General features: G+C 69.6%; 26 protein-coding genes. 7 read left to right on the top strand and 19 right to left on the bottom strand.

What is annotated here, in order from left to right; translation table 11 throughout:
- Positions 1-125: 125 nt before the first annotated feature.
- The 12 genes from OIC96_RS31160 to OIC96_RS31215 all read right to left on the bottom strand — a co-directional run bounded on the left by OIC96_RS31160 (position 126) and on the right by OIC96_RS31215 (position 6810).
- A complete protein-coding gene (locus tag OIC96_RS31160; protein WP_330304669.1) occupies positions 126-1388 on the bottom strand; it encodes a tyrosine-type recombinase/integrase in 1263 nt (420 codons plus the stop codon).
- Positions 1388-1588, bottom strand: coding sequence for a helix-turn-helix transcriptional regulator (locus OIC96_RS31165; protein WP_330304668.1), 201 nt, complete (start codon positions 1586-1588; stop codon positions 1388-1390). Before OIC96_RS31165 ends, OIC96_RS31160 begins: the two co-directional genes overlap by 1 nt.
- A 2-nt stretch (positions 1589-1590) precedes the next feature.
- On the bottom strand, positions 1591-2961 hold the full coding sequence (repSA, locus tag OIC96_RS31170; protein ID WP_330304667.1) for a replication initiator protein RepSA: 1371 nt from the start codon (positions 2959-2961) through the stop codon (positions 1591-1593).
- Positions 2954-3139, bottom strand: a complete 186-nt coding sequence (locus tag OIC96_RS31175) for a hypothetical protein (protein WP_330304666.1) — start codon at positions 3137-3139, stop codon at positions 2954-2956. Before OIC96_RS31175 ends, repSA begins: the two co-directional genes overlap by 8 nt.
- Positions 3140-3228: 89 nt before the next feature.
- On the bottom strand, positions 3229-3540 hold the full coding sequence (locus OIC96_RS31180; protein ID WP_330304665.1) for a SpdD-like protein: 312 nt from the start codon (positions 3538-3540) through the stop codon (positions 3229-3231).
- A gap of 23 nt (positions 3541-3563) precedes the next feature.
- The gene (locus tag OIC96_RS31185) at positions 3564-3719 is read right to left on the bottom strand and encodes a hypothetical protein (RefSeq protein ID WP_330304664.1); all 156 of its coding nucleotides are present in this window, start codon (positions 3717-3719) and stop codon (positions 3564-3566) included.
- A 9-nt stretch (positions 3720-3728) separates the two neighbouring features.
- A complete protein-coding gene (locus OIC96_RS31190; RefSeq protein WP_143614700.1) occupies positions 3729-3920 on the bottom strand; it encodes a mobile element transfer protein in 192 nt (63 codons plus the stop codon).
- Between the two features lie 5 nt (positions 3921-3925).
- Positions 3926-4114: a hypothetical protein gene (locus OIC96_RS31195; protein ID WP_330304663.1), complete on the bottom strand. Its 189-nt coding sequence runs from the start codon at positions 4112-4114 to the stop codon at positions 3926-3928.
- A 23-nt stretch (positions 4115-4137) separates the two neighbouring features.
- Complete coding sequence (locus OIC96_RS31200) at positions 4138-4812, bottom strand: DUF2637 domain-containing protein (RefSeq protein ID WP_330310104.1); 675 nt, start codon at positions 4810-4812, stop codon at positions 4138-4140.
- Positions 4812-5018, bottom strand: coding sequence for a hypothetical protein (locus OIC96_RS31205; RefSeq protein WP_330304662.1), 207 nt, complete (start codon positions 5016-5018; stop codon positions 4812-4814). Before OIC96_RS31205 ends, OIC96_RS31200 begins: the two co-directional genes overlap by 1 nt.
- 80 nt (positions 5019-5098) lie before the next feature.
- Positions 5099-6454, bottom strand: coding sequence for an FtsK/SpoIIIE domain-containing protein (locus OIC96_RS31210; RefSeq protein ID WP_330304661.1), 1356 nt, complete (start codon positions 6452-6454; stop codon positions 5099-5101).
- Between the two features lie 2 nt (positions 6455-6456).
- Positions 6457-6810 (bottom strand): SCO3933 family regulatory protein, encoded by a 354-nt coding sequence (locus tag OIC96_RS31215; protein WP_330304660.1) that lies wholly within the window; start codon positions 6808-6810, stop codon positions 6457-6459.
- 155 nt (positions 6811-6965) lie between these two features.
- On the opposite strand from OIC96_RS31215, the gene OIC96_RS31220 reads away from it, so the two are divergent.
- The 3 genes from OIC96_RS31220 to OIC96_RS31230 are packed head-to-tail and all read left to right on the top strand — an operon-like array spanning position 6966 to position 8522.
- Positions 6966-7703 carry an XRE family transcriptional regulator gene (locus OIC96_RS31220; protein WP_330304659.1) on the top strand — a complete coding sequence of 246 codons (738 nt, stop codon included), beginning with the start codon at positions 6966-6968 and terminating at the stop codon, positions 7701-7703.
- The gene (locus tag OIC96_RS31225; protein ID WP_330304658.1) at positions 7700-8020 is read left to right on the top strand and encodes a hypothetical protein; all 321 of its coding nucleotides are present in this window, start codon (positions 7700-7702) and stop codon (positions 8018-8020) included. Before OIC96_RS31220 ends, OIC96_RS31225 begins: the two co-directional genes overlap by 4 nt.
- Before the next feature lie 31 nt (positions 8021-8051).
- A complete protein-coding gene (locus tag OIC96_RS31230) occupies positions 8052-8522 on the top strand; it encodes an NUDIX hydrolase (RefSeq protein WP_330304657.1) in 471 nt (156 codons plus the stop codon).
- On the opposite strand, the gene OIC96_RS31235 is transcribed toward OIC96_RS31230, so the two are convergent.
- The 3 genes from OIC96_RS31235 to OIC96_RS31245 all read right to left on the bottom strand — a co-directional run bounded on the left by OIC96_RS31235 (position 8510) and on the right by OIC96_RS31245 (position 13089).
- Positions 8510-9070 carry an HD domain-containing protein gene (locus OIC96_RS31235; protein WP_330304656.1) on the bottom strand — a complete coding sequence of 187 codons (561 nt, stop codon included), beginning with the start codon at positions 9068-9070 and terminating at the stop codon, positions 8510-8512. The genes OIC96_RS31230 and OIC96_RS31235 overlap by 13 nt on opposite strands.
- Before the next feature lie 1287 nt (positions 9071-10357).
- Entirely contained in the window at positions 10358-11458 is a 1101-nt protein-coding gene (locus OIC96_RS31240) for a GTP pyrophosphokinase (protein WP_330304655.1), read from the bottom strand.
- A 794-nt stretch (positions 11459-12252) separates the two neighbouring features.
- Positions 12253-13089, bottom strand: a complete 837-nt coding sequence (locus OIC96_RS31245) for a photosystem reaction center subunit H (protein WP_406502264.1) — start codon at positions 13087-13089, stop codon at positions 12253-12255.
- A 443-nt stretch (positions 13090-13532) separates the two neighbouring features.
- Here OIC96_RS31245 and ettA point away from each other — a divergent pair, with 443 nt between their 5' ends.
- Genes ettA through OIC96_RS31260 form a run of 3 tightly spaced genes read left to right on the top strand, consistent with a single transcriptional unit; the run spans position 13533 to position 16333 of the window.
- Positions 13533-15197, top strand: coding sequence for an energy-dependent translational throttle protein EttA (ettA, locus tag OIC96_RS31250; protein ID WP_330304653.1), 1665 nt, complete (start codon positions 13533-13535; stop codon positions 15195-15197).
- Positions 15198-15203: 6 nt separating this feature from the next.
- Positions 15204-15635 carry an acyl-CoA thioesterase gene (locus OIC96_RS31255; protein WP_330304652.1) on the top strand — a complete coding sequence of 144 codons (432 nt, stop codon included), beginning with the start codon at positions 15204-15206 and terminating at the stop codon, positions 15633-15635.
- Complete coding sequence (locus OIC96_RS31260) at positions 15632-16333, top strand: hypothetical protein (protein WP_330304651.1); 702 nt, start codon at positions 15632-15634, stop codon at positions 16331-16333. The genes OIC96_RS31255 and OIC96_RS31260 overlap by 4 nt, the downstream gene beginning before the upstream one ends.
- Positions 16334-16381: 48 nt before the next feature.
- Here OIC96_RS31260 and OIC96_RS31265 read toward each other — a convergent pair whose 3' ends face one another.
- The 4 genes from OIC96_RS31265 to OIC96_RS31280 all read right to left on the bottom strand — a co-directional run bounded on the left by OIC96_RS31265 (position 16382) and on the right by OIC96_RS31280 (position 24065).
- On the bottom strand, positions 16382-17353 hold the full coding sequence (locus OIC96_RS31265; RefSeq protein WP_330304650.1) for an ABC transporter ATP-binding protein: 972 nt from the start codon (positions 17351-17353) through the stop codon (positions 16382-16384).
- Positions 17354-17432: 79 nt separating this feature from the next.
- A complete protein-coding gene (locus OIC96_RS31270) occupies positions 17433-20201 on the bottom strand; it encodes an FtsX-like permease family protein (protein ID WP_330304649.1) in 2769 nt (922 codons plus the stop codon).
- A gap of 1 nt (position 20202) precedes the next feature.
- Positions 20203-23484, bottom strand: a complete 3282-nt coding sequence (locus OIC96_RS31275; protein WP_330304648.1) for an ABC transporter permease — start codon at positions 23482-23484, stop codon at positions 20203-20205.
- Between the two features lie 176 nt (positions 23485-23660).
- Complete coding sequence (locus OIC96_RS31280) at positions 23661-24065, bottom strand: globin (protein ID WP_330304647.1); 405 nt, start codon at positions 24063-24065, stop codon at positions 23661-23663.
- A 154-nt stretch (positions 24066-24219) separates the two neighbouring features.
- On the opposite strand from OIC96_RS31280, the gene OIC96_RS31285 reads away from it, so the two are divergent.
- Positions 24220-25203: a methyltransferase domain-containing protein gene (locus OIC96_RS31285; protein ID WP_330304646.1), complete on the top strand. Its 984-nt coding sequence runs from the start codon at positions 24220-24222 to the stop codon at positions 25201-25203.
- Positions 25204-25242: the final 39 nt, after the last annotated feature.

A 25242-nucleotide genomic window follows, 5' to 3' on the forward strand; every position in this document is an offset into this window, starting at 1 on the left:
CACGGGCCCCTGTCCTAACGGGTTTCCTTCGAGGGCTAGCCGTCAGGCAAGATGGGGTGTTACTGACCGATCTTGGGCAGGAAACAGCCCCTCACCAGCGGGTTTCCCGTCGATGAGGGGCCGTGTCAGGCGGCTTGGGCCGTCTCTGGGCCGTCATGGGCGTAACCGGCGGCCCGGTACATCGCGCTGATCGCTTTCCGGGTCCGGGTCTCGCTGCTCGGCATCAGGTGCGTGTACACGCGGAGCGTGAATCCCGGATCGCTGTGACCGAGGTACAGACTCAGCGCCTTGATGTTCTCCCCGGCGTCCAGGAGGACCGAGGCGTAGAAGTGCCGCAGGGCGTGCATCCCGTGCTCGCGGGCTGCCGCGTAGCGCTGGCCCTTCTCGGGGGTCGGGATGATCCCGGCAGACGCGAGCGCGGGCTTCCACCGCTCGTCGTTGAAGCCGTTGCTCCACAGGGCCGTGCCGACGCTGCTCGTGAAGACGAGCCGATGCGTGACCTTGGGCCCGGTCGGCGTCAGCCAGGGCAGTGTCACGTCGACCGGCGGGAAGCGCTTCATGTGCTCGGTCAGGGCTGCGGACACCTCAGGGTCCAGAGGCACGTCACGGAGCTTGCCGCGCTTCGGCGGTGCGAAGACGAGCGAGCCGCGGACCTTCTTCACCTGCTGCCGGACGTAAAGCCAGCCGAGATCGCCGATGTTGTCGACAGCGAGACCGAAGATCTCGCCTTGGCGGAGTCCGCACCCCGCGCCGACGTCCGTCATCGCCTGGTAGCGCTCGGGCAATCCGGCCCGCACTGCGAACACCTGCGAAGCCGACCATGGACGGACGCGTGTCGGCGCCGGACGAGGCGCCTTGACCGATCGAGCCCGGCAGGGATTTGAGGCCAGCAGACGGTCATCTACGGCCGCAGTGAGCACGGAGGAGACCGCGTCGAAGATCAGGCGCCGGTAGGAAGCCGACGCCACGGCGTCTTCGAGCTGACGGTTCCAGTCCCGGATGTGCTCCGGCTGGAACGAACCGATCGGGCGCGTTCCGAGGTAGGGCAGGGCATGAAGGCGTAGCCGTCCCTCGACCGCGGCCCGGCTCGTGAGGTCGGTGGTCAGTGCGGCGATCCAGCGATCCGTGTACTCACGGAAAGTCGTCCGTGCGGCACGAGGATCGATGTACTGACCGCGTGCCATGTCGGCTTCGATGTTGGTCAGCCACGCGTCGGCCAAGCGCTTTTGCTTGTCCGGGAAGCTCTTGGACTTCTCGGTGCCGTCTGGGCCGATGTAGCGCGCGCGGTAGCGGAGGCCCATGCCGAACCGGTCGCTCTTCACCTTGCGGCTCTTGCCGTCCGAGCCGATCTCGACCTTGTACCAGCGGTCTTGGATGTGTCCGGCCATCAGGCGGCAGCCCCTTCCTGGAGGGACTCGACCCAGGTACGGACGTCGTCCGGGTCGTAGCGCAGGTGCCGGCCGACCCGGAAGCCGCGGGGACCGGTGCGCTTGCGACGCCACTGGTAGACCGTTTCGACGCTGGGGAGGTCGAACATCTCCACCAGGTCGTCAGGTGTCAGGTAGCGGTCGGGGAGCCGTGTTGCCATGGTCACCACTCCCTCTCGTGGGCTGCTCGGAGTTCTTCGCGGGCTGTTTCGCGGTTGGTCTGTAGGTCGCGGGCGATGGTGGCGGCGAGTGCGGATTCGCCGGGGGTGTGGCCGTGTCCGGCGTACTGCCAGTCGGCGAGGACGAGGACGGTGTCCGGCTCGCGGTCCTCCAGGCCGAGGGCGTCGCGTTCCTGTGCGGCGCGGTAGTCGGCGCGGGTCTGGCGGAGTTCGCCGAGGGTGGTGGAGTAGCGGCGGGACTTGGTGGAGAAGTGGCCGCGGAAGCCGAGCATGTGCGCCCAGGCCCACAGGCGGCGGTCCGGGTAGAGCGGGTCGAGGGTCTTGCACGCTTCGATGAGGCGGCGGGTGTGGTCGGGGACGTGATGGCGGTCGAGTTCGGAGAGTTCGCCGATGCGGCGGTCGAGGGTGCCGGTGTTCTCGGCGGCTTTGGTGGCGTACTTGGCGACGTAGGAGGCGACGGCCTGTTCTGTGATGTCGGAGCCGTCGCCGAAGGCCTTCACGGGGCGGACGTCGAGCTGAGTTCCCCAGCGGAATGTGCGGGCGGGTTGGTCCTTGGCAGCAGGGACGGATACCGAGGTGTAGGAGTGCGTGGCGGCGGCGCGGATCGCGTCGGCGAGGAGGTCGACTGTCGCCCAGGACGGGGGCGGGGTTTCGGGTCCTTCGGAGCCGTCGATGCGGATGATGGCGTGGAAGTGGAGGGCGCCGCGCTTTTGGAACTCGGCGACCTTGCCGTACGACAGTCGGGCCGTCTCCTTCAGCTCTCGCTGTGTGAGGCCCGCGCGGGCGGCGATCTCGCGGCGGAGTCGGTTGGTGAAGCGCTGCCAGAGGTCGCCCGCGTGGTTGTTGAAGAGGACGGCGCCCGTGTAGTCGTACGTGGCCAGGTCGAGCGCGGTCCCGAGGGCGGGGTCGTCGGCCGGGTGGCGGGTGCCGCATCGGCAGGTGCCTCGATCGGGGCGGTTGTGGACGGGGCCGAAGGACGGGGCGGTGAGGGTGGCGAAGACCCGGGGGTGATCGCGGACGGTGGCGGGGATGTCGCGGCGGTCATCGCCTGCCAGGCCCGCCCGTATCAGGTGGTAGGTGTCGCCCGCGTAGGTCCAGGCGCAGGAGGGGCAGCGGGAGGCCCGCCGGTTGCCGCACGCGACGCGCAGCCGTCCGCCCGGCTCGGATTCCGTCGAGTAGTGGTGCAGGGTCTCGCCGGTGGTCTTGTCCTTGGTGAGGGTCCAGCCGGTCAGGTGGATGGGGTCGGAGCATCCGCCGGTGCGGCGGATTTGGTCGTGCCAGCGGTCGAAGTCGTTGGCCGAAGCCACCCTCAGCAGGTCGCCGAGGGTGGTCGGGTCGAGCAGGGTGTCAGGCACGGGCGCCCTCCCGGATGGGCGAGCGGCGGGCGGTGCCGGTGCCGTGGCAGGTCGGGCAGTGTGCGGTGATGGTGCGCAGGTGGCCGTGCCGGTCGCGGCCGCCGAGGGTGATGGCGGCGGAGGCGAAGCCGTCGCAGGCCGGGCAGATGGGGGGCGTGGGCGTGATGCGGTGCTTCATGCTGGGGTTCCTTCCGGATCCTTTGGTTCGGGCAGGGGCACGGCTCCCGGGCGGCGGAGACTTGGCGGTTGAGGCCGCCCGGGGACCGGTCAGCGGCGCTTGCCCTCGGAGGCGATCAGGGAGCGGATCACCAGGGCGCAGATGGCGACGGATGCGCCGGTGATGGCGACCGCGAGGAGCATCGAGACGAGGACGGCGCCGACGACCAGGACCACGGCGGTGCCGCTGCCGACGAGGGCGATGACGGCGCCCGGGGTGAGTTGCACGGTCGGCCGAGCCGTGGCCGGGGCGGGCGCGGGGGCCGCCGGGGTGTGCTGGACCACGGCGGTCGGTTCGATGACGGCGGGCGGGGTGACCAGGCCGGTCGGCTGGGGCATGGTCGGGATCTTGGGGCGGAGCATGGTGGATCTCCTTTCGCGGGTGGTTACTTGACGGCGGTGTTGATGGCGGGGGCGAGCAGGCTGTCGGCGAGGAGGTAGCCGCCGAGGAGGAGCACGGCCACGAGCCACCAGGGCGGGCGGATGAGCTTGACGCCGAGCCAGCCGACGACGATCAGGGCGAACCAGAGCGGGACGTCCACGGCGGGCTCCTATCGGGCGGTGCAGCGGTGGGTGCGGGCGGCGAGCTGGGCGGCGCTCTGACTGGAGTAGTCGGCGGACCAGCCGCAGCGGTCGTTGGTGCACACGGCGGCGTGCTTGGTGCGGCCGTGGCGGTCGCGGTGGGTGCCGATCTGCACGGGGCCGATCCGCATCACGGAGTGGAAGTGGTCGCGAGCGGGCATGTCGATCAGTCCTTCCGGGCGGTGGTGGGGTCGGGGAACTGCGCACGGATGCTGCGGGCGGTGGCCGGGTCGGTGGTGCGCTGCGCGGCTTCCTCGGCCAGCAGGTAGGCGAGGTACGGGCGTCCGGCGGCGTGCATCTCCCGTGCGCCGTCGAGGTAGTCGGCGCTCGTCAGATCGGCCGGGTCGTTGGTCATCCGGGGCTTCCTTCCGGTTGCGGTCAGGCGAGCTGGGCGGCGATGGCGTCGGCGAGCTGGGGCGGGACGCCGAGGCGGGCACGCAGGGTCTCGGTGTCGATCCGGGCACCGGTGCGGGCGTGGTGGTCGTCGGCGACCTTGCGGGCGTGGTCGACCAGGGCGGCCGGGACGGGCGGAGCCGTCGGGGCGGATTCGGCGGCGGGGGCGAGTGCCGGGGTGTCCTCGGCAGCCGGGAGGGGAGCGGGTTCGGGCAGCGGATCGGGGGCGACGACGTTCGGCTCGACTTCCGGTGCGGGGGCCGAGGCCGCGGGTGCCGGCTGAACCGGCGTCCGGTCTCCGGTGGAGTGGGCGAGGAGTGTGCCGCCGAGGAAGGCGAGGGCGGGCCATCCGGCGATGCCGAACCGCAGCCAGACGGGCGGGTGTTGAAGGTCGAGGAATCCGGCGGTGGCCACGTTGGCGCCGAGCGAGGCGAACAGCGCGATCAGGAACCAGCACCAGGCCAGCCGGGACGGTCCGTCGCTCCGGAGCCGTCGCCAGGCGGCGACCAGGAGCAGGTCCACCGAGATCGGGTAGGCCCATGCCTTCCAGCCGTCCTGTCCGGCTGCGTCGGCGAGGTCGTGCAGGTGGGCGAAGGAGAGGGCTCCCGCGATGACGGCTTGGACGAGGACGGCGTCCACGCGGAGCGCGGGCCGGGCCATCACGACGGATCACCGGGGTAGTCGGGGCCGTCGGTGGGGTCGTAGCCGGGCGGGAAGGTGCCGGGCGGCGGCTCCGGCAGGGACGCGGCCAGCGACGGGCCGATGGCTTCGATGAAGTCGTCGTCAGCGCCGAGGGTGTCGGCGTAGAGGGCGAGTTGGCCGAGCAGCAGGACGGTGCGGGTGAAGTCCTCGCAGTCGGGGCACATGGCGTGCTCTCCCTTCTCCGGGCATGGAGGGGGTAGGGACCTGGCGCGAGACGGTCGCGCCGACCGGGAAGCGGGAGAGGTCAGACGGTGACGGGGGCCGTCTTGGACAGCGGCACGCGGTCCGACGGCAGCGCGGCGGTGGCGGGCCGGAAGGCCGCCAGCGCGGGCAGGTCCGGGGTCCGGTCAGCGTGCTTGTTGCAGAGGTTCACGGCCTCGCGCAGCGTGGTGTGCGGGGCGCGGATACGGGCCCAGCCGCCGGAGGCGTCGCCGGTGATGGCGATGCCGGGAGTCTCGGTGGGGATCTGGATGGCGGCGAGGACGGCGTCCGGGGAGATGTCCCCGAAGGCCATGTTGGCGGAGGATTCGTCGTTGACGCGGTGCGCGGTGCGGCCGGTGAGCTGGGCGCGGAGCATCGTGATGCCCTTGCCGAGTTCGGAGCCGAAGCGCTGCCCGCAGATCTCCAGGTAGATCCCGGAAGCACGGCCGAGCTGGGCGAGGCGGACCAGGGCGGTGATGATCCGGTCCCGGCGCTTCTCCTCGTCCTTGGTGGCGAACAGGGCGAGTTCGGCGACCTCGTCGACCAGGACCACGATGGGCACCGGGCGCAGATCGTTGGGCAGGTCCCAGATGTCGGCGGCGATCTCCGCGTCCGGCACGTTCACGGTGATCCGCTGCTCGGCGCGGATGAGTTGGTAGACGCCTTCCATGTGGGTGACGAGGGCTTCGAGGAGGCCGAGGGCGGTGTCCGGGTTGTCGGCGAGCGCGGAGAACCGGCGTGCCAGCGGGAAGAGTTCAACGCCCTGCTTGCAGTCGATGCCGACGAGCGCGACGTTCATCGGGGCGAGACCGGCGACCAGGTTGCGCTGGTAGACGGACTTGCCGGACTCGGTGGCGCCGAGGGTGAGACCGTGCGGGACGGCCCGATAGTCGCGGTAGTGCACTGCGCCGTCCTCGCGCAGGGCGACCGGGACCCGCATGGGGGCCGTGTCGGTCTTGGCGGGCATGTGGACCTGCTTGAGCACGTCGTAGCCGGTCATCCTCAACTCGACGACACCTGAGCGCAGTTCGCGGGAGGTGACGCCGTACATGCTGAAGGAATGGCGCAGCCGGTCCGTGGCGGCGGAGACGTCGAAGGCGTCCTGCCCGGGCCGGAGTTTGAGCCGCAGCACCAGGCCGGTACGCGTGGGGCGGACTCGCCGGATGCGCGGGGCGCGGGACTCCGGGACGGGCCGGTTGGCGATCCGGGCGAAGGCCAGGCGCCAGCGGGAGGGCGGGACGGTCAGCCCGCACGCGTCCATGACCGAGCCGTAGCGGACCAGGACCCGCAGCATCGCGAAGACGGCACCGAAAGCCGACCAGTACCAGGCGGGGCGCCGCCACCGCAGGATCACTGCGGCAGCGACGACCAGCACCAGCGCGACCGTGAAGACGGCCATGATCAGGCCGCCTTGGGCTTCGACGCGCCAGCGGCGAGCGAGGTGACCGCGACCGCGCGGAACGCGATCCCGTGCCGCTTCTGCCCGTTGAACTCGTTCTCCCACGCCGAGGCGACCAGACCCGTCAGGGCGACCGGGGTCCCCATGGCCAAGTCCTCGGAGACGCCCGGCTGCGGAACGGTGAGCTTGAGGATCTCCACCTCGTCCGGCGTGGAGAACATGACCTCCACCGTCATCAGGGTCACGCCGTCCTTGTCGACGGCGATCTCACCGGTACGCCGGTCCTTGACCTTCGGCTGCGGGCTCTTGGCGACCATCACGGTCGCGGCGGTGGTGTCGACGGGAATCTGACGCATCGTCTGTTCTCCTGCATCTAGCGGATGTTGACCGGTGCTTGCCGGTGAGATCAGGAGACCGCGAGAGGCCGTGGACGTATCACGGTCCGTCTGGACGTTTAGGGACGCCTGAGCTACCGTCAAAACGTCCCTACGTCCCACGGGGAGGACGCCTCATGGCGAACGAGCGTCTGCGCGCGGCCATTTCGGCGAAGGGCGAGACCATCCAGTCCGTTGCTGACCACGTCGGCGTGGACCCGAAGAGCGTCGAACGATGGATCACCACGAACCGCACGCCGCACAGGGGCCACCGCTGGAAGGCCGCGAGCTACCTAGGCGTTGACGAGGTCTACCTCTGGCCGACCGTGGAGAAGCAGGCCGAGACCGCGAGCACGTCCGAACTGGTCACGTACTACCCGCACCGCGGCGCCGTCCCGGCTTCCCTGTGGTCGTCGCTGATCGAGAAGGCGACAGATCAGGTCGAAATCCTGGTATACGCAGGACTGTTCCTCTTCGACAGCCACCCCGATCTACCCGACCAGCTCGCAGAGAAGGCAACGGCCGGCACTCAGGTCCGTGTCCTCCTGGGCGACCCGGACTCGCAGATGATCCGCCAGCGAGGCGAGGAGGAAGGTATCGGCGACGATCTGGCCGCCCGAGCTCGGATAACCCGCCGCTATCTCGAACCGGCGGCGAAGACTCCCGGTGTGGAGATCAGGCTTCACGACACGATCCTGTACAACTCCATCTACCGCTTCGATGACGACGTGTTGGTTAACCCGCACGTTCTCGGAGCCCCGGCAGGACAGAACCCGATCCTGCACTTCCGCTACATCCCCGGTGCCCGCACCTTCCGGCACTACATGCGCAGCTTCGACTACGCGTGGGAGCGAGGGACTCCGGTGACGCCATGACTGTTGAGGAACTACCACTGCTCGCGGACGTCTTCCCCCAGCTGACGGCCGACATCCTGCGCCTGCTCGACCCCGACGATACGGTCCTGATCAAACAGATCCCGACCTTGCGGTACTACGGTGCCTGCACGTGCACGCCCACCTGCCGCAACCTCCTGACCGCACCGCAGGGTTCGCCCACCCCGTATGTGTGCCAGCTGGAAGAGAACGACGAGGCTGTGATGTGGCTCAGTCTTGATCCAAGCGCGACGGTCATCGTCACCATCGAGGTACTGGATGGCCGCGACCTCGGACCGGCGAGCGTGCAGCGATCCTGACCACTGGCGGGGGACGTGCGAGGCTGGACGTATGGCCCGCATCGACTACTTCAATGATCCGAACGCCCCGAAGGCGAACAGCATCGTGCCCTCAGTCACCGCCGTGGCATTGAACGAGGCCGGGGAAGTCCTGTTGATCCACAAGACGGACAACGACCTGTGGGCGCTCCCTGGCGGCGGTGTCGACGTCGGGGAGTCAGCCCCCTATGCCGCCGTACGGGAGACGAAGGAAGAGACCGGCTTCGACGTTGAGGTGACGGGTTTGGTCGGCCTCTACACCAACCCGGCGCACGTCATCGGGTACGACGACGGCGAAGTGCGCCAACAGTTCTCGATCTGCTTCGCGGCGCGCATCGTCGGCGGAGAGCTGCGGACCAGCAGCGAGAGCAAGGAAGTGGCGTTCGTCGCGCCGAACAGGCTGGACGAACTGAACATCCACCCGTCCATGCGGATGCGGATCGACCACGGCATGGCCGAACGGCAAACGCCCTACATCGGCTGATCATCGATACGCGCACGGGTACGTTCGACGGCCGCGCCAAGATACGGGCGAGCCTTGCTGATCGCATTGTGCACAGCGCTTCCCGGCTCGTACCGCACGAGGATCTCATCGATGCGTCGATCGAAGTCGAAGGCCTGCCCGGCGGGGCCCGTCGTCATGTCCGCGTAGATCAAGGCGTCGAGGAGTGGCGAGTCCTCACGCTCGTATGCTTCCAACTCCGTCGACAGCCCGCGCTGCTCGGCCTCATAGACGGCCCCGGAGTGATGTGCGACGAGCCGCACGAGTCGATCAGGGGCGCCGAGCCTCTCCAGATACCGTGCACCGTCGAGCGGATGAAATCCCGTGTCTCGCAGCTCTGGCGCGTACCCGAGGTCATGGAGCCAGGCCGCTGCGACGAGGAGATCGCGCTCTTGCGCAGGGACAGCCGCGGACGCCTCACGGGCCCGAGCGGCTACGGCCTGAGTGTGCAGCCATCTGTTTCCAAGCGGGGGCAACAGTGACTCGGCCAGTTCGGCCGCGCCTTGGGGCGTGTCCAGTGCAGAGGGCATGAATCGCACCGTAGCCGAGTTGGCTACCCAGCCGACAGCCCATGGCCGAGCGCCCCAACAGTGCACAGCGCGGTAGAACTTTCCCTACTTCATCAAGGCCCGCGCACGGCGCGGGCGCGCGCCGCCTTGTCGGCGGGGCCGCCGCCCTGTCTTCGCCAGCGGCGGCCCCGCCCGGCGGCGCGCTAGCGAGCTGCGGGCACGAAGGGGGAGACACCCTCTGTGGCTGGGGCGGTCGGCTCCACGGCTTTAGGCAGCCACTTTGGGGCGAGCCTCTAAGATCATGGCCCCAACGTCGTGCTTTACCGGGCAGGTCCACAGACTGCCCGACTCGCCATGAGCTTACGGGGCCATGATCACTCGCCCCAAAGCAGCTCCAGCCCAAAGCCGCTCCGCCGACCTCGATTGCGTCACGCCTGCGCTGCCCAAGGGGGGAGAGAGCGACGAAGATAGGATGCGGTTTTCGCAATGTCATCGCAAAGGGCCGGGAGGGCTGACTCGGAGACGACGGTGATGATCGAATGGAGTGAATAAGATTTCGACACCCCCTTCTTCCATACAATCGTGCCGCGCTCGGCCGGTTCGATTAGCATCTCGCCAGAATCATTCAATTTGCAGGTGAATATCGGAGAGTCGACTACGATAATTGGAACGGCTACATGCATCGCCAAATTTCCCCTATGTGGATACATATTGGCGACTGCATGAGCCGCCTTTGTTACGCTAACCATGGCGCCGTATGCAGCGTCTTCTCTGTTCTTACCCAGGCTGCTCCGGACTGCCGAGTATGCGGGATTGTCTCCAATGTTAAATAGGGGCAGGATCTCCGCAAGGGGCGTTTTTGTGACATTGATTTCTCGGGCGTAGCGGACCCAGTGGTGCTGTGCCGCGTTCAACACGAACCGCTGTGCCACACTCGCCACCGGATGCAGGTCTGCTCCCTCGAACAGGACCCATGGCTTCCCTGGCGCACTCTTGCACTCGATTACAGGGCAGAGAAAGGATGCTACTTGGCCATCGAGGTTCGCCAGATCGCAGAGGGGAATGCGTGCAGTGACGTCAATCTCTCTATGGTCTCCTGACTCGCTATCTACGTAGTAATCCGATGAGATTGCGCGAATCCCCTTCCTTTTTAGTTCTCTGGCGACTCGCATTTCAAGGGGGTATCCCTGAAGTGCCAACCATGCCTGCAGCTTCGCCGTTAGGGACTCTTCGTCCGGCCCAGTACTCTCACTAGGCAAAGTGGGCAACTCCTATTCTGCGGATTAATGGTGATGTCGCCCTCTGAAATTATGATGACCGAATTCCTTCATATGTTAGTTTCAAGTGCTTTAGCGTCACCTCGTGATAAGGGGGATCTTGTACATCACCCTTAGCGCACTTGTAAAGCCAGAGATAAAAAAGCCCGATACCAGAAGGGAGAACTTCAAAGCCATCGTCAGGATCGTCAAATTCTCCCATTTCGCTCACATCGGTACCTTTGGGCCAAAGGCGCGGTGTCGCGTCATCTGAAATCCAAGCATGGGCGAACTTTGCAATTTCTTGTGCGTCCCGCTCGATTTCTTCCTTGGCGTCCTTGAGTGTTTCGAAACCCGCACTTTTGAGTTCGCCCTGACGGGCAGCGGCATAGGTGCGAGTTGGCCGGGTCAGCGACATGCCTACAGCCTTAGAAATGCTTCGGTCTAGTTGGCGAAGCACTGTTTCCCGACGCATGAAGGCATAGACCGCATCTTGATCGATGGACACGCCTTTCCAGTTCCTGCGGTCGGCAGCTTCCAGCCTCTGCTGATGTCGAACTAGGTAGTTTCGAATCTCCTGAAACTCATTATCCGCTACCTCGAGGAGGCCCGCGACACGCGAGAATCGCCTCCTTACTTCCGCGGGAATGCCGCTCGAAGATTTATATCCGAGATCGTGCTCAATCTCTGCCCATGCATGCTGCAAGATGGACCTGATTTGAATCTCAAACGTACAGTCAGTAAATCTCGCATACTCGGCCAAGTTGGACCTATTCTCACCAAGGCGGGCAACGTAATGTAGCGAAAGGTAGCCGAACCGGTCCGGATCGAGTAGCGCCCTCTTGTCGGTAGAGTTCTCGTTGTCGATTGAGAATTCTCTGCGAATCACTTTGGCTACTTGATCTACATCGTCAGGGAAATATGTGACGATGCGAACGCCTAGCATGTCGGTTAGATCAGAAATGCCGGTGTATGTTTTACTTGGCTTCGTCAGCTTTTTAATAGTACTGACTTTTGTCTTAACGCGCGACCGGACATAGTGAAACTGAATGCCCTCCGAAAGGAGCAACTCTCGTAGGAGGGATTCTAGAGCCGGAGCAAAATTCCGCAGCGGCTCAGCGACTTCTTCATAGTCCGCACCCTTGTCAGACAAGGTTCCCTCCACCGTCAACGCGTAGTGCCGAAGTTCACGTTCCCCGATCGTATGCGCGATCCGCGTTGGTGCGCTGGGGGATGTTGTAAGTAGCGAGATCAGACCGATCCTCGCTCAAGTGGCTTGGGCGAGACTCTCGTAGCGATACTGACGTGGAGTACTTCCAGGAAACCTTGAGGATCGGCAGGTGCGGCTGTGGCCGGACCTGCCCGCTCGCTCCAAGTGCATCGGGCGACGCTCACGCTCGCAATGAGCACGGGTGACTGTCTACCTGAGGGACCAGGCAGAGGACCACTAGGGGGCAGGGGCGTCGCATGTCCAAGGTCCGAGGCCCGCCCAGCTTGCTTCGGGGCGAAGAGGTCGCGTGCCACAGGCGTGCCACATCGTGCGGTCAACCACGGTCAACGACGGCTCGCCGCAGTCGAGATGGGCCGGTCACCTGAGTGGCTGACACGGCAAGGCTGGCCTGGGAAGCGGTCCTTCCGACCACGTCCGCCCTTACAAGGCAGATGTCGGCGGTTCGAAACCGTCCACGCCCATGACAACGTCGACGGACTGCGGCGGACGCCTACAGACACCTACGGGCCATCGCAGCAGGTCAGACGAGCACTGTCCCAAGGTCAGCCGCGTGCTCAAGTTGCTTCGGGAAGAGGGGCTCACAGCCTGCCAGCACTGCAAGAGGTAGCAGTGCGAGCGTCTCGGGGATCTCCGGCCCCGGACTTGGCCTGATCCGCGTTGGCGTCGGTGATCGGCGCGCGTTCCACGCGGACTTCCTCGTGGCGCACGGGGGCGGTCTACTGCTGCTCTTCGGTGATCACGTACTTGCGTAGCCGGGGCCGCCCTGTTTCACGGCGCTCGGTGCCGAGGTGCATCTGCTCAGCCGAGTGCGTCATTGCCTCATCGTCTGGGGAGCTCTTGGAGCCGGCAGAGGGTGTGTCGACGTTCTCTTTGCCGCTGCGGGCGATGCCCGAGGTCGTGGTGTCGTCGTAGTCGCTCTGTGTGGCGGTGGTGTTGACGTGCTCTTTGCCGCTGCGGGCGATGCCCGAGGTCGTGGTGTCGTCGTAGTCGCTCTGTGTGGCGGTGGTGTTGACGTGCTCTTTGCCGCTGCGGGCGATGCCCGAAGCCGTGGTGTCGTCGTAGTCGCTCTGTGTGGCGGTGGTGTTGACGTGCTCTTTGCCGCTGCGGGCGATGCCCGAAGCCGTGGTGTCGTCGTAGTCGAGCGCGGTGCCGTCACTGGTGGTGTCTGTGGAGGGCCGGGGGCTGGTGTGGGCCCAACCGCCACCGGGCTGGTTGGCCTGTTGCCAGGCTTCGTCCCAGGCGATGCCGTAGTGCTCGTACAAGCGGTGTTCCTCGTCCTCAGAGAGGTGGGCGCCAGCGTCGACGTCGACGTTGGGGGCGTCTTTGACCGTGTCCTTGGCATAGGGGACCTCGAGGTGGTCCTCGACCATGGTGGCTTCACAGATGGGGACGAAGGACTCACTGGTGCCGAACAGGCCGGTCTTGACGCTGACCCATTCCGGCTGGCCGGTGACCTCGTCGAGGAAGACATGCTTGGCGTCGCCGATCTTGTTCCCCTCGGCGTCGTGGACGGGATGGTCCAGCACGGCTGGAATCTGCTCTTGGGTGATCATCTCGGCACTCCTGCTTCCCATGTGTTGATCGTTCGCGTAAGCGCAGAGCTGCATGGAAACACCCTTTTATCTAATTATCGCCCTGATGGGGTGGGTGAGTCATCGTGAGCCAGGGCCGGATTGGAAGTGCGGGATGCCTGGTTTGGGGTTGCTCTACAGCGAGCAGTTTCCGGTCGCTCCCCAACCGCTTGAGTGACGGCGAGGCTGGGCGTGACCTGCGTCATGTCGGCGACGGGCGGGCAGCTCCTGGGCCGTCCCTGGGCCGTGCGAGGCCGCTCGGCAGCGACCGACGGCGACAACCAGTGACAGGTCGGCTACGAGCAGGGGCAGTGAACGTCCAGGTCACGGGCCCCTGACCGAACGGGTTTCCTTCGAGGGGTAGCCGTCAGGCAAGATGGGGTGTATCTGCCCACTCCCGATTTCAAGCGTCCGGACGGTTTCTCTTGGCTGAGTTCATTTACACCATGCGCAAGACGCGCAAGGCGCACGGCGACAAGGTGATCCTCGACGACGTCACCTTGAGCTTCCTCCCGGGTGCGAAGATCGGTGTGGTCGGGCCGAACGGTGCCGGTAAGTCCACCGTTCTGAAGATCATGGCGGGCCTTGAGCAGCCCTCCAACGGCGATGCCTTCCTGTCGCCCGGCTACAGCGTCGGCATGCTGCTCCAGGAGCCGCCGCTCGACGAGTCCAAGACCGTTCTGCAGAACGTCCAGGACGGCGCCGCCGAGATCATGGGCAAGCTGCACCGGTTCAACGAGGTCGCCGAGCTGATGGCGACCGACTACTCGGACGCGCTCATGGACGAGATGGGCAAGCTCCAGGAGGACCTGGACCACGCCAACGCGTGGGACCTGGACACCCAGCTGGAGCAGGCCATGGACGCCCTGGGCTGCCCGCCCGGCGACTGGCCCGTCACCAACCTCTCCGGTGGTGAGCGTCGCCGCGTCGCGCTGTGCAAGCTCTTGCTTGAGGCTCCTGACCTGCTGCTTCTCGACGAGCCCACCAACCACCTGGACGCCGAGTCCGTGCAGTGGCTGGAACAGCACCTCGCGAAGTACCCCGGCACCGTCGTCGCCGTCACCCACGACCGGTACTTCCTCGACAACGTCGCCGAGTGGATTCTTGAGCTCGACCGCGGCCGCGCGCACCCTTACGAGGGCAACTACTCCACGTACCTCGACAAGAAGGCCTCCCGCCTCAAGGTCGAGGGGCAGAAGGACGCCAAGCGCGCCAAGCGGCTCAAGGAAGAGCTGGAGTGGGTTCGCTCCAACGCCAAGGGGCGTCAGGCCAAGTCCAAGGCGCGTCTGTCGCGCTACGAGGAGATGGCCGCCGAGGCGGACAAGATGCGGAAGCTGGACTTCGAGGAGATCCAGATCCCGCCGGGCCCGCGCCTGGGCTCCATCGTGGTCGAGGTCAACAACCTCTCCAAGGCCTTCGGCGAGAAGGTCCTCATCGACGATCTCTCCTTCACGCTGCCGCGCAACGGCATCGTCGGGGTCATCGGGCCCAACGGCGCCGGCAAGACCACGCTCTTCAAGATGATCCAGGGTCTGGAGACCCCGGACTCCGGCTCGATCAAGGTCGGCGAGACCGTCAAGATCTCGTACGTCGACCAGAGCCGCGAGAACATCGACCCGAAGAAGTCCCTGTGGGCCGTCGTCAGCGATGAGCTGGACTACATCAATGTGGGCCAGGTCGAGATGCCGTCGCGTGCGTATGTCTCCGCCTTCGGGTTCAAGGGCCCGGACCAGCAGAAGCCGGCCGGCGTCCTCTCCGGTGGTGAGCGCAACCGCCTCAACCTGGCGCTGACCCTCAAGCAGGGCGGCAACCTGCTGCTCCTCGACGAGCCGACCAACGACCTCGACGTCGAGACGCTGGGCTCCCTGGAGAACGCGCTCCTGGAGTTCCCGGGTGCGGCCGTGGTCGTCTCCCACGACCGCTGGTTCCTGGACCGAGTGGCGACGCACATCCTCGCGTACGAGGGCAACTCCAAGTGGTTCTGGTTCGAGGGCAACTTCGACTCGTACGAGAAGAACAAGGTCGAGCGGCTCGGCCCGGACGCGGCTCGCCCGCACCGTGCCACCTACAAGAAGCTGACCCGGGGCTGATCGACCTTGCGGCACATCTACCGCTGCCCGCTGCGCTGGGCGGACATGGACGCGTACGGCCACATCAACAACGTGGTGTTCCTCCGCTATCTGGAGGAGGCGCGCATCGATTTCCTGTTCCGCCCGGAGAAGGACTTCAAGCAGGGGTCTGTGGTGGCGCGCCACGAGATCGACTACAAGAGGCAGCTGGTCCACCGGCACACGCCGGTGGACATCGAGCTGTGGGTCACGGAGATCAGGGCGGCGGCGTTCACGATCACGTACGAGGTCAAGGACCCGGCCGCGCCTGACGCCAAGGAAGTGGTCTACGTCCGGGCCTCGACGGTGATAGTGCCGTTCGACTTCGAGACCCAGCGCCCGCGCCGTATCACCTCCGAGGAACGGGAGTTCCTGGAGGAGTACCGGGACGACAAGGCCGAAGAGGCCGTCGCGGCATGACCGTTCTGCACCTCGCCGACGGAGGGGAGGCGGCGGATCTCGCCGCCTTCCTCTCCCGGCTGATCCACTACGACCGCGCGGCAGCCGTGCGCCTCCAGGCGCACGGCAAGGCGCTCGCGGTCTTCGGGCGCCCGCCGTCCTTCGAGGTGCTCGCCATCCGTACGGCGCGCCTCGCCAAGCCGTACGAGAATGGGCTCGACGTCAGCCTCGACGTGACCGTGTCCGCCGGTGAACTCCTGGAGTCCGTCGACGAGTCGGCGGCCACCGCCGCCGTCCCGGCCGCCGTCACCGGGCCGCCGTGGGCCGGAGTGCTGCCGCCGCGCGGGGGCTGGCAGCCGGAGCCGGGGCTGCCCGCGCCGGACGCGGTACGCGCGATGGTCGCCGCCGCGGTCGCCGAATTCCGGTCCCGTACACAGGAGTTGGCACCCGAGGCCCGTACCCGTGCCGAACTCGACCGGATCGGACGGGAGATCTGGTCCCGGCCGATCGGCGACACCGGGCTTCCGGTGCGGGCCGCGCACGCGGCACAGTCGCTGGGATTCCTGCGCACCACGAGCGAGGCCGCACGCCAGGACGCCCCCGGCGAGAGCCCGTTGGGGCTGTTCTCGTCGGGGGCGTGGCTCCGGCTGCGGACGCCGTACGGGTCGATCGCCTTGCGCCGGGCCGGACTTGGGGCGCTGGACGTCAGCGTGCGCTGAACCCGGCTCAATACCCCGGATCGACGGCTGTTCGGTTACGGCGGTCGATCACCCGTGATCGCTGTCGTCCGGCCATACGCCGATGTGGTCCGGCTCCAGTTCCAGCGCCACGCGGTCCCGCATGCCCAGGGCCTCGGTGTACTCGGCGGGGAGCTGGAGGCGGCCCGCGCGGTCGAGCATCGCGTACTCGCGGGCCACCACCGCCTCCTGACCGGTGGCCGCGTCGACCTCGGTGCGGCGCAGGACCTCCGTGGAGGTACGGCCGTCGCGGATGGCGACCGTGCGGCGGACCTCGCCGGCGACCGCCTGGTCGTGGGTGACGATCACGATGGTGGTGCCGAGGTGTTCGTTCGCGGTGCGGAAGGCGGCGAAGATCTGCTCGGCGGTGTGGGAGTCGAGTTCGCCGGTGGGTTCGTCGGCGAGCAGGACGGCGGGGGCGTTGGCCAGGGCCACCGCGATGGCGACGCGTTGTTGCTGGCCGCCCGACATCTGGTGCGGGCGGCGGCCCCGGCAGTCGGCGATGTCCAGCAACTCCAGGAGTTCCAGGGCGCGTTCGGCCTGAGCGCGGTGGGAACGGCGGCCCTTGCGGGCGGTGCCGGACAGCTGCATCGGGAGGGCCACGTTCTGGGCCGCTGTCAGGTAGGGCAGGAGGTTGCGGGACGTCTGCTGCCAGACGAAGCCGACGACCTCGCGGCGGTAGCTCAGCCGGTCCTTCGCGCCCATCGTGAGCAGGTCGCGGCCGGCCACCTTGGCCGCGCCCGCGGTGGGGGTGTCCAGTCCGGCCAGGATGTTCATCAGCGTCGACTTACCGCTGCCCGACGCACCCACCAGCGCCATCAACTCGCCCTCGCGGACCAGCAGATCGAGGCCCTGGAGCGCCTGGACCTCCACACCGTCCGTGGAGAAGATCCGCACCAGACGGTCACAGGTGATCAGGGCGTCGTGGCCGTAGGCGGGGCGGTCCCGGCGGGCCGCGGCGCGGTGTGCGAGGTCGGCGAAGGTGGGGTCGGTGGTGGTCATGGGCGACTCCTGGTGGCGCTCGTAGCGCTCGTCGAAGGGGTGCGCGGTGTAGCACTTGGCTTGGCTGCGAGGGCGCCGCTCATCGTGCGTCCCCCGCCCGCAGTTCCCGTACCGACCCCCTTCTCCCCGTCCACCACGCCTGTGCCGCCGCGATGCCCGTCGCGAGGGCGAGGACGGTCAGGGACGGGAGGAGCAAGGAGAGGGTGTCCGTGCGGAGCCGGGCGCTTCCCGGCGTGGAGTCGTGGGTGGCGAGGGCGATGGCCGTCAGGTCGATGCCGGGGGAGAGCAGACGGATGGCCGCCCAGCCCGTGAGCGCGCCGCCCGCCGCCGCGAGCAGGGCCTGGGGCAGGGCCTCCAGGACGAGGAGGCGGCGGCCCTGGGCGCGGGTGAGACCCATGGTGCGGAGGCGGGCGAGGAGCGCGGCGCGCTCGGGGGCGGCGCGTATGAGGGAGAGCAGCAGGGCGAGTACGGCGTACCCGGCGCCCGCCGCGACCGCCGCCGTGTAGATCCGCTCGGCGCCGGACTGCAAGGGCGAGTCGACGTACCGCGCCCGCTCCTCCGCCCGCAGCCGTACGGTCACGCCCGCACCGGACGCCTTGCGCAGGGCGGCCCCGTCGAGGTGGTCGCCGGTCACGAACAGCGCGGTCGGGCGCGCGGCGCGGGTCCCGAGTCCGGCCCGGTCCACGACCAGGAAGTCCATGTCGGAGACGGCCGGGGTCAACTCCCGTACGAGAGCGATCCGCACGGTGACCCGGCTGCCGTCCTCCATCCGCACGGCGAACGGCCGCGTGCCGTAGCGGTCGGCGACGGCGGGAGAGGCGAGGGCGGGGAGGGGCGCGGCCCCGGAACCCTGCCCCGACCCCCGTGACCTCAGCTCCCCGGCCGGGAATCCCCCGAGCCCCGCTCCCCGGGCCAGCCGCGCGTACGCGTCCGGATCCACGCCCGCCACCGGGACCGTCTCCTCCTCCGTGCCCGAGCCCTCGCCCAGCCGCGCCTGGTAGGCGATGCTCACCGGCGTGACCACGCGCGCGCCCGGAGTCCGGCGGAGCCGGTCGGCCAGGGTGGAGGGCAGGGCGTGGGTCGCCTCGACGCGGGCGTCCGCGCCGGTGGTCAGGAGGGCCGCGCGGTCGCGGGCGTCGTGGACGCCCGCGAGGACCGAACCGCCGAAGGCGGCGGTGGTGAGGGCGGTGAGGAGGGCCAGGAGGGGCAGGACCGTGGAGGTGGAGGTACGGCCGGCGCGGGCCAGCGAGAGAGGGGCGACCGCGCCGCGCAGCCGCCCGGCGGTCCGGGACAGCCGGCGCAGCGGCAGCGGGTAGAGCCGGACCAGCACCAGGGCCGCGATGACACCCACCAACACCGGTGCCAGCGCGACCAGTTGGTCACCGGAGGCGGAGCCCGACGCATCGGACGCCCCCCGGCGCCGCAGCGCCACGACCGCCGCCGACGCCAGCACCAGCAGCGTGAGCTCCGCGACCGTACGGCGCCGTGACGGGCGTACGGACGTCAGGTCCTCGCGGGCCCCGTGGACGCGTACGGCGCGGTGGGCGAGCACCGCGCGCACCGGCAGGGTGGTGCAGGCCAGGACCGTCACGGTGACGGCGGCCGCGACCGCGTACGAGCGGCGGCCCTCCGGGACCGCGAGCAGCGCGCCGCCTAGGCCCAGCGCACCCGCGGGCAGCGCGACCACCGCCGTCTCGGCGAGCAGGCGCCCCGAGACGCCCCGCAGGGAACCGCCGCGGGCGCGCAGCAGGGCCAGTTCGGCGCGGCGGCGGTCGACGGCGAGGCCGCCCGCCATCAGCAGGACGACGGCGGCGACCGTGCCGGTGCCGAAGGCGGCCACGGCCACCAACGGGCCGATGCCGGAACGCAGTTGGGTGAACGACTCCAGTACGTCGTCCAGGTCCGTGGTCGCGTCGGCCAGCGGGTCGACGCGCTCCCGTACCCGGCCGAGGCCGGGGCCCGACTCCAGTGCGGCGATCGCGGAGGCCAGACGGGACACGTCGTGCGCGGCCAGGGCGGCGGTGTCGGGCGCCAACTGCCAGTAGCGTTCCGGCTTTCCGGGCGTGCCGAGCATCGCGGGGGCCGCGTCCGGCGGCAGCAGCAGCGCGCCCAGCCAGTACTTTTCCGGCGGGCCGCCATTTGTGGGCAGCACCATCAGGGAGGGCTTGCGCAGCACGGGCATCGCCGTCCAGTACGCGCCCCCGGGTGTGCGCGGGGCGACGATGCCGGTGACCCGTACGGACAAGGGAGCGCGCTCGATGCCGGGCAGGTGGATCACCGAACCCACCTTGATCCGGAGGGTCTTGGCGGTCTCGGCGGTGACGGCGGCCTCCACCTCGGCCGTCGCCGCGGTCACCGGGCCCGTGACGCGCGGCAGGCGCCCCGAGGCGAGCCGGGCGTGGTCGGCGAGGCCGTTCTGCGCGATGAGCGACATACGGGCGGGCAGCCCGGTCGGCATGGGCAGCCAACGGTCCAGCGCGGCCGTGGGGTTGGCGGTGCGGACGCCGTACGAGGACTGCGTACGGTCGACGACCAGCGGCCGTTCGACTGCCGCCAGCACCTTCGCGTACGCCGTGCGCAGCGCGGCCTCGCGCAGGGCCTTCTCCCGCTGCTCCTGCGGGAGTTCGACGCCGGGCTGCGGGGCGTACACCTGCACGGTGGTCTTCTGGGCCGAGGCGTCGTCGAGGAGCCTGCGCAGCCCGGCGTCCTCGTACCGGTCGACGGCTCGCGGGAAGGCGGCGGCCAGCGCGGCGGTCAGCGCGACGAGCAGGGCCAGGGCGAGCGCCGCTCCGGGCGCGGCGCGCAGCCGCGTGCGGACCCATGGAGCCACCGGAGCCGTACCGGCCATGTCACTCACCCCCCTGTCGTCGCAGCGAACTCGCCGGGTCCGGGCGGTGCAGCGCCAGGAACGCCGTGATGGCCAGCGGGGTCACGGCCACGGCGGCCAGCAGCACCGCTACGTGCGGCAGCGGGAGCTGGACCAGGACCCGCGGGACGGGCCGGGTGGCGTCGGAGGTCAGGACGATCAGCGGGACGACCGCCCGGGTCAGCACCGCGCCCAGCGCGACGCCCACCACCAGCGCCAGGGCCACCAGGACACCCTGCTCGGCGGCGATCAGCCGGGCCAGCTGGCGGCGCGGCGCACCCAGCGCCCGCAGCACCGCGAACTCGGCGCCGCGCTCCCGCAGCGATCCGGCCGTGCTCACCGCGAAACCGACCGCCGCCAGCGCCGCCGCGACCACGGCCGCCGCGGCGAACGCGGCCTCGGGGCCCGCCCCGAACGGGTCGTCGCGCAGCCCGTCCGCGATCTCGTCGCGCACGACGACCTGCGACGGCTCGATGTCGGGCCGCTCCCGCACGGCCGCCGCGACCCGCGCCGCGTCGCCCGGCGCGGTCCGCAGCCACCACTCGGTGGGCGCGACGCTCTGCCCGTAGCGCGACTCCAGCACCCGGTTCACGGAGCGGAGATCGACCAGCAGCGCACCACCGTCGGCCGCCGCGCCGCCGGTCTTCGCCGACGCGCCACCCGTGCCCGGCCCGCTCCCGGTCGTGGGCAGCGCCCGTACGCTCGCGACGATCCGCACCGGCACCGTCTCGCCCCCGAGCGGCACGTCCATCCGCTGCCCGATCCGGGCGCCCGCCGACGTCAGGAAGCGGTCGGTGGCGATCGCGGTGGCCTCCGTCACCGGCTGGACGACTTGCAGACGGACCGTCAGCGACGTGATCTGCCAGGCGAAATCGTGCGGGACGTAGCCGGTGCCGTAGCGGACGGCGAGGGTCTTGTCCGTGGCCTTCTCCACCTGTGGGGGTGTCGGCCGGGTGGAGGCGTCGGGCGACGCCGAGGTGCTGTTGGTCTGGGACGCCGCCTTCCAGGCGGTGGGCAGCGGCAGCCGCTGTTCCGTGCCGTCGGCGCCGGTCGCGGTCAACTCCTCGACGGAGAACAGGTGGTGCTGCGCCTGGTCGACGGGCTGGGTCATGTCCAGCTGGAGTCCGGTGAGGATCAGGGGGCCGGTGGGCGGCGCGAGGTCCAGCGCGAGCGGGTGCGCCCGTCCGTCGGCGGGGAGCTGGCCGAGCCGGATCGCGTACGGCGTCCCGTAGCGGTCCTCCAGCGTCACCGTCACGTCCGTGGTCGTGCCGTCCCCGCCGCCGTGGATCCGCGCCGTCATGCCGAGCCGCGTGGCGCCCTTCGGGAGCGCCGTGCCCGTGGTCGCCCCCTTCGGTCCGAGCCCGGCCAGCAGCGGCCGCACCGGCCGGCCCGCCAGGTCGTCGCGCAGCAGGACTCCGTCCGCCGCGTGTGCCGTGTCGAGCGCGAGCACCGTCGCCGTGCGGTTGCCGGACAGCGGCAGGGACGTACGGACGGCGGGTGCGGCCGCGCGGACGTGCGGGAGCGCCGCGTAGAACCCGGCTTGGCCCAACTCGCCGTCGTCGCCCCCGAGTACGCGTACGGACGCACCGGCCTGGAAGTCGGCCTGGTCGTCCTGCGAGCGGTCCCAGGAGGCGCCCTGGCCGATCGCGAGCATGCCCATCGCGACGGCGAGGACGAGGAGCAGGACCGGACCGGCGCCGCGCATCGGGCGGCGGCTGAGCTGCCAGCCCGCGAGGGCGGCGGGCAGCCCCCGGCCGCTCGCGGCACGGCGTTCGGCGAGCCGGGCCACCGGCGGCAGCAGCCGCAGGGTGAGCACGGTCCCGGCGAGCAGGGCCAGCGCGGGCGCCGACACCAGGAGCGGATCGATGCCGAGGGTGCCGGACCGGTCGCCGGTGACGGCGCCGGAGGTCTGCCGGTCCAGCTGCCAGTACGCGACGCCCGCGATCACCAGCAGGCCGACGTCCGCGCCCGCGCGCACCGGAGCGGGCAGTGAGCGCGCCCGGCCCTCCGCCGTGTCGCCGGACGTGAGCGCCGGAACCGTCACCGCCAGCGCGCAGCCCAGCGCCACGGCGGCCGCGACCAGCCACACCCCGCTGCGCCCGCCCGAGGTGTCCAGGCGCAGCCCGATCCTCGCCAGCGCGCCCTGTCCGGCGAGCAGCCGCGTCAACGGCCCGGCGAGGAGCGGCGCGCAGAGGGCCGCGGGCAGGGCGAGCAGCAGCGCCTCCAGCGCGGCGAGCCCCGCGACCCGGCCGCGGGAGGCCCCGCGTGCCCTCAGCACCCTTGTCTCGCCCGTCCGTTCGGCACTCAGCAGCCGGGCGACGAGGAGCAGCGCGTACCCGGCGAGCAGCGCGAGCTGCAACGCGACGATCAGCAGCGTCGAACGCGACACGAGCAGCGAACGCTCGACACGGTCCAGCACGTCGGGCAGCGAGGTCGCCAAGCCCGTCGTCCCGCTCAGCGCGGCGGCCTTCCGCAGCGTCCGCGGCCCCGCGCGGGCCGCGTCCCGCAGGGCGCCGATCCGGCCGGGCGTCAGCGTCGAGAAGTCGGCGGACGCCAGCCACGCGGACTCCCCGGCGCTCACCCGGCCACCGGTCAGGACGGCGGGATCGGCGAGCAGCGGCCCGTACGTCGTGAAGTCGACCTTGTTGATCCCGCGGCCACCCAGCTCGTCCAACTGCCAGTAGGGCGCGGTGGGCCGGGCCGGCCGGTACAGACCGGTGATCCGGACGCGCACCTTCGGGCCGCCGAGCCGGTCGACGAGGGTGAGTCGTGCGCCGGGTTTCAGACCGAGCCGGCCGGCGGCGTTCTCGGGCAGCGCGACCTCGATGACAGCGGCGCCGGATTTGTGCGGCAGCCGCCCGGCGGTGACCCGTACCTGCGTGTGGTCGAGGGCGGCGAAGTGGGTGAGGTCCGGGTCGCCGGCCCGGTCGGCGGGCGCCTGGAGGGTGCGGGGCAGCGCGTACGGGCCCGAGCGGACCAGGGTGCGCAGGGTGACCGGAAACCCGCCGAAGGTCTGCCGGGCTCCTTTGCGTACGGCGCTGTCGGCGGCCTCGCGCTGCTCCGCGGAGACGTCGGCCCGGACGATCAGCGCGGTGTCGACGGCGTTGCGGGGGTCCTGGAGCGCGTGCCGCAGGGAGGCGTCGCCGATCGCGCCGGAGTACGCCGTGAGGGTCGCGAGGACCGCCGTCGTCAGCAGGACGGTGAGCAGCGCGGCGGCCAGCAGCAGGCGGTGTGCCCGCGCACGCAGTAGAACGAACCCCGTCACCCGGCCCCCCGCCGTCGTCCCGGGCCGACGCGCCGCGGGACCTTCGGGCGATGCTGGCAGAGGAGACGGGCCGCGGGTAAGCGCTTGAGGCACGGCCTTGACCGGATTGTGACCGGAATCCGGCGTCCCGCGACCGGAATGCGCGCCTCAGTGGCCCCGTCCGGCCACAGCGGTGCTCAGCCCTCCGTGTTCACCATCGAAGCCGCCGCGTACGTCAGGTAGTTCCACAGCGTGTGCTCGTGCTCCTCGGAGAGGCCGAGCTCCTCGACGGCGACGCGCATGTGCCGCAGCCAGGCGTCGTGCGCGGCCCGGTCGACGGCGAACGGGGCGTGGCGCATCCGCAGCCGGGGGTGGCCGCGGTTGTCGCTGTACGTCGTGGGGCCGCCCCAGTACTGGATCAGGAACAGCGTGAAGCGCTCCTCGGCCGGGCCCAGGTCCTCCTCGGGATACATGGCCCGCAGCTCCGGGTCCCCGGCCACACCCTCGTAGAAACGGTGCACCAGACGGCGGAAGGTCTCCTCGCCGCCGACCTGCTCATAGAAGGTCTTCTCCTGAAGCGTGCCGCGCCGGATCTCATTCACCCGTCCATGGTCTCAGACGGGGTGACGGAGGACTCAAGGCTTAGGACCACTGACTTGGGGCCGCTCCGGCAGGCGCGGCGGCTAGGCCCTGTCGCGGCGGCGATCGGCCGAGTCGGCGCTCGCCTCGCGGCCCGTCGGGCAGCACAGTGGAGGTATGAGCGCCCATGCTCTCGACCCCGGCCTCGACGACCTCGCCACCCTGGCGCGGGCGGCCCTCGTGCGCGAGATCGACAGAAGCGGCGCCTGGGCCGCCGACCCCGTCTGGCGGGAGGCGTTCGAGGCGGTCCCGCGCCACCTCTTCGTGCCGTACTACTACGTCGGCGTCCTGGGCGGCTTCGAGCGTGTGTGGTGCGAGGACCCCGACCCGGGCAGCCGGGAGCGCTGGGTGCGCGGCGCGTACGCGGACGCCCCGCTGGCCACCCGGGTGCGGGACGCGGAGCTGGTGTCCTCCAGCAGCCAGCCGTCACTGATGGCGAAGATGCTCACCGAACTGGAGATACGGGACGGGGACGCCGTTCTGGAGATCGGCGCCGGCACCGGCTTCAACGCGGCGCTGCTCGCCCACCGCCTCGGCGACGACCTGGTCACCACCATCGACCTGGACCCGGAGATCACCGAATCCGCGCGGCGGCATCTGGCCACCGCCGGGTACCACCCGACCGTCGTCACGGGTGACGGCGCCCGCGGAGTCCCCGAGCGCGCCCCCTTCGACCGGATCATCGCCACCTGCACCCTGACCTCGATCCCGACCCCCTGGCTGCCCCAGTGCACCCCGGGCGCCCGCATCCTCGCGCCGATGGCCACCGGCCTGATCGCGCTGCACGTCCGGGACGCCGGGCACGCGGAGGGGCGCTTCCTGCACACGCCCGCCTATTTCGTGCCCCTGCGCGGCGAGACCCGGCACCAGGAGCCGGAGCCGCAGCACCTGGGCGGACTGCCGCGCTGGGCCAGGAGTCACGAGCTGTTCAGGTTCCTGCTGAACCTGACGGCGGGCAGCCTCGATCCGTACGAGGCGTACACGCTGTGGGAGCGCGAGAACAAGCCGGTGCGCGAGCGGTACGGGATCACGGTCAGCGGCGAGGGCGCCTGGGCGTGGCTGGACGACCCCGAGGGGCCGTACACCTGGCCGCTGCCGTGAACTCCGTACGGCTGTCTTCCGGCTGTCTTCGAAGGCCGC

Origin of the sequence: Streptomyces sp. NBC_00775, from assembly GCF_036347135.1 — a bacterium.
GTDB lineage: Bacteria > Actinomycetota > Actinomycetes > Streptomycetales > Streptomycetaceae > Streptomyces > Streptomyces lutosisoli.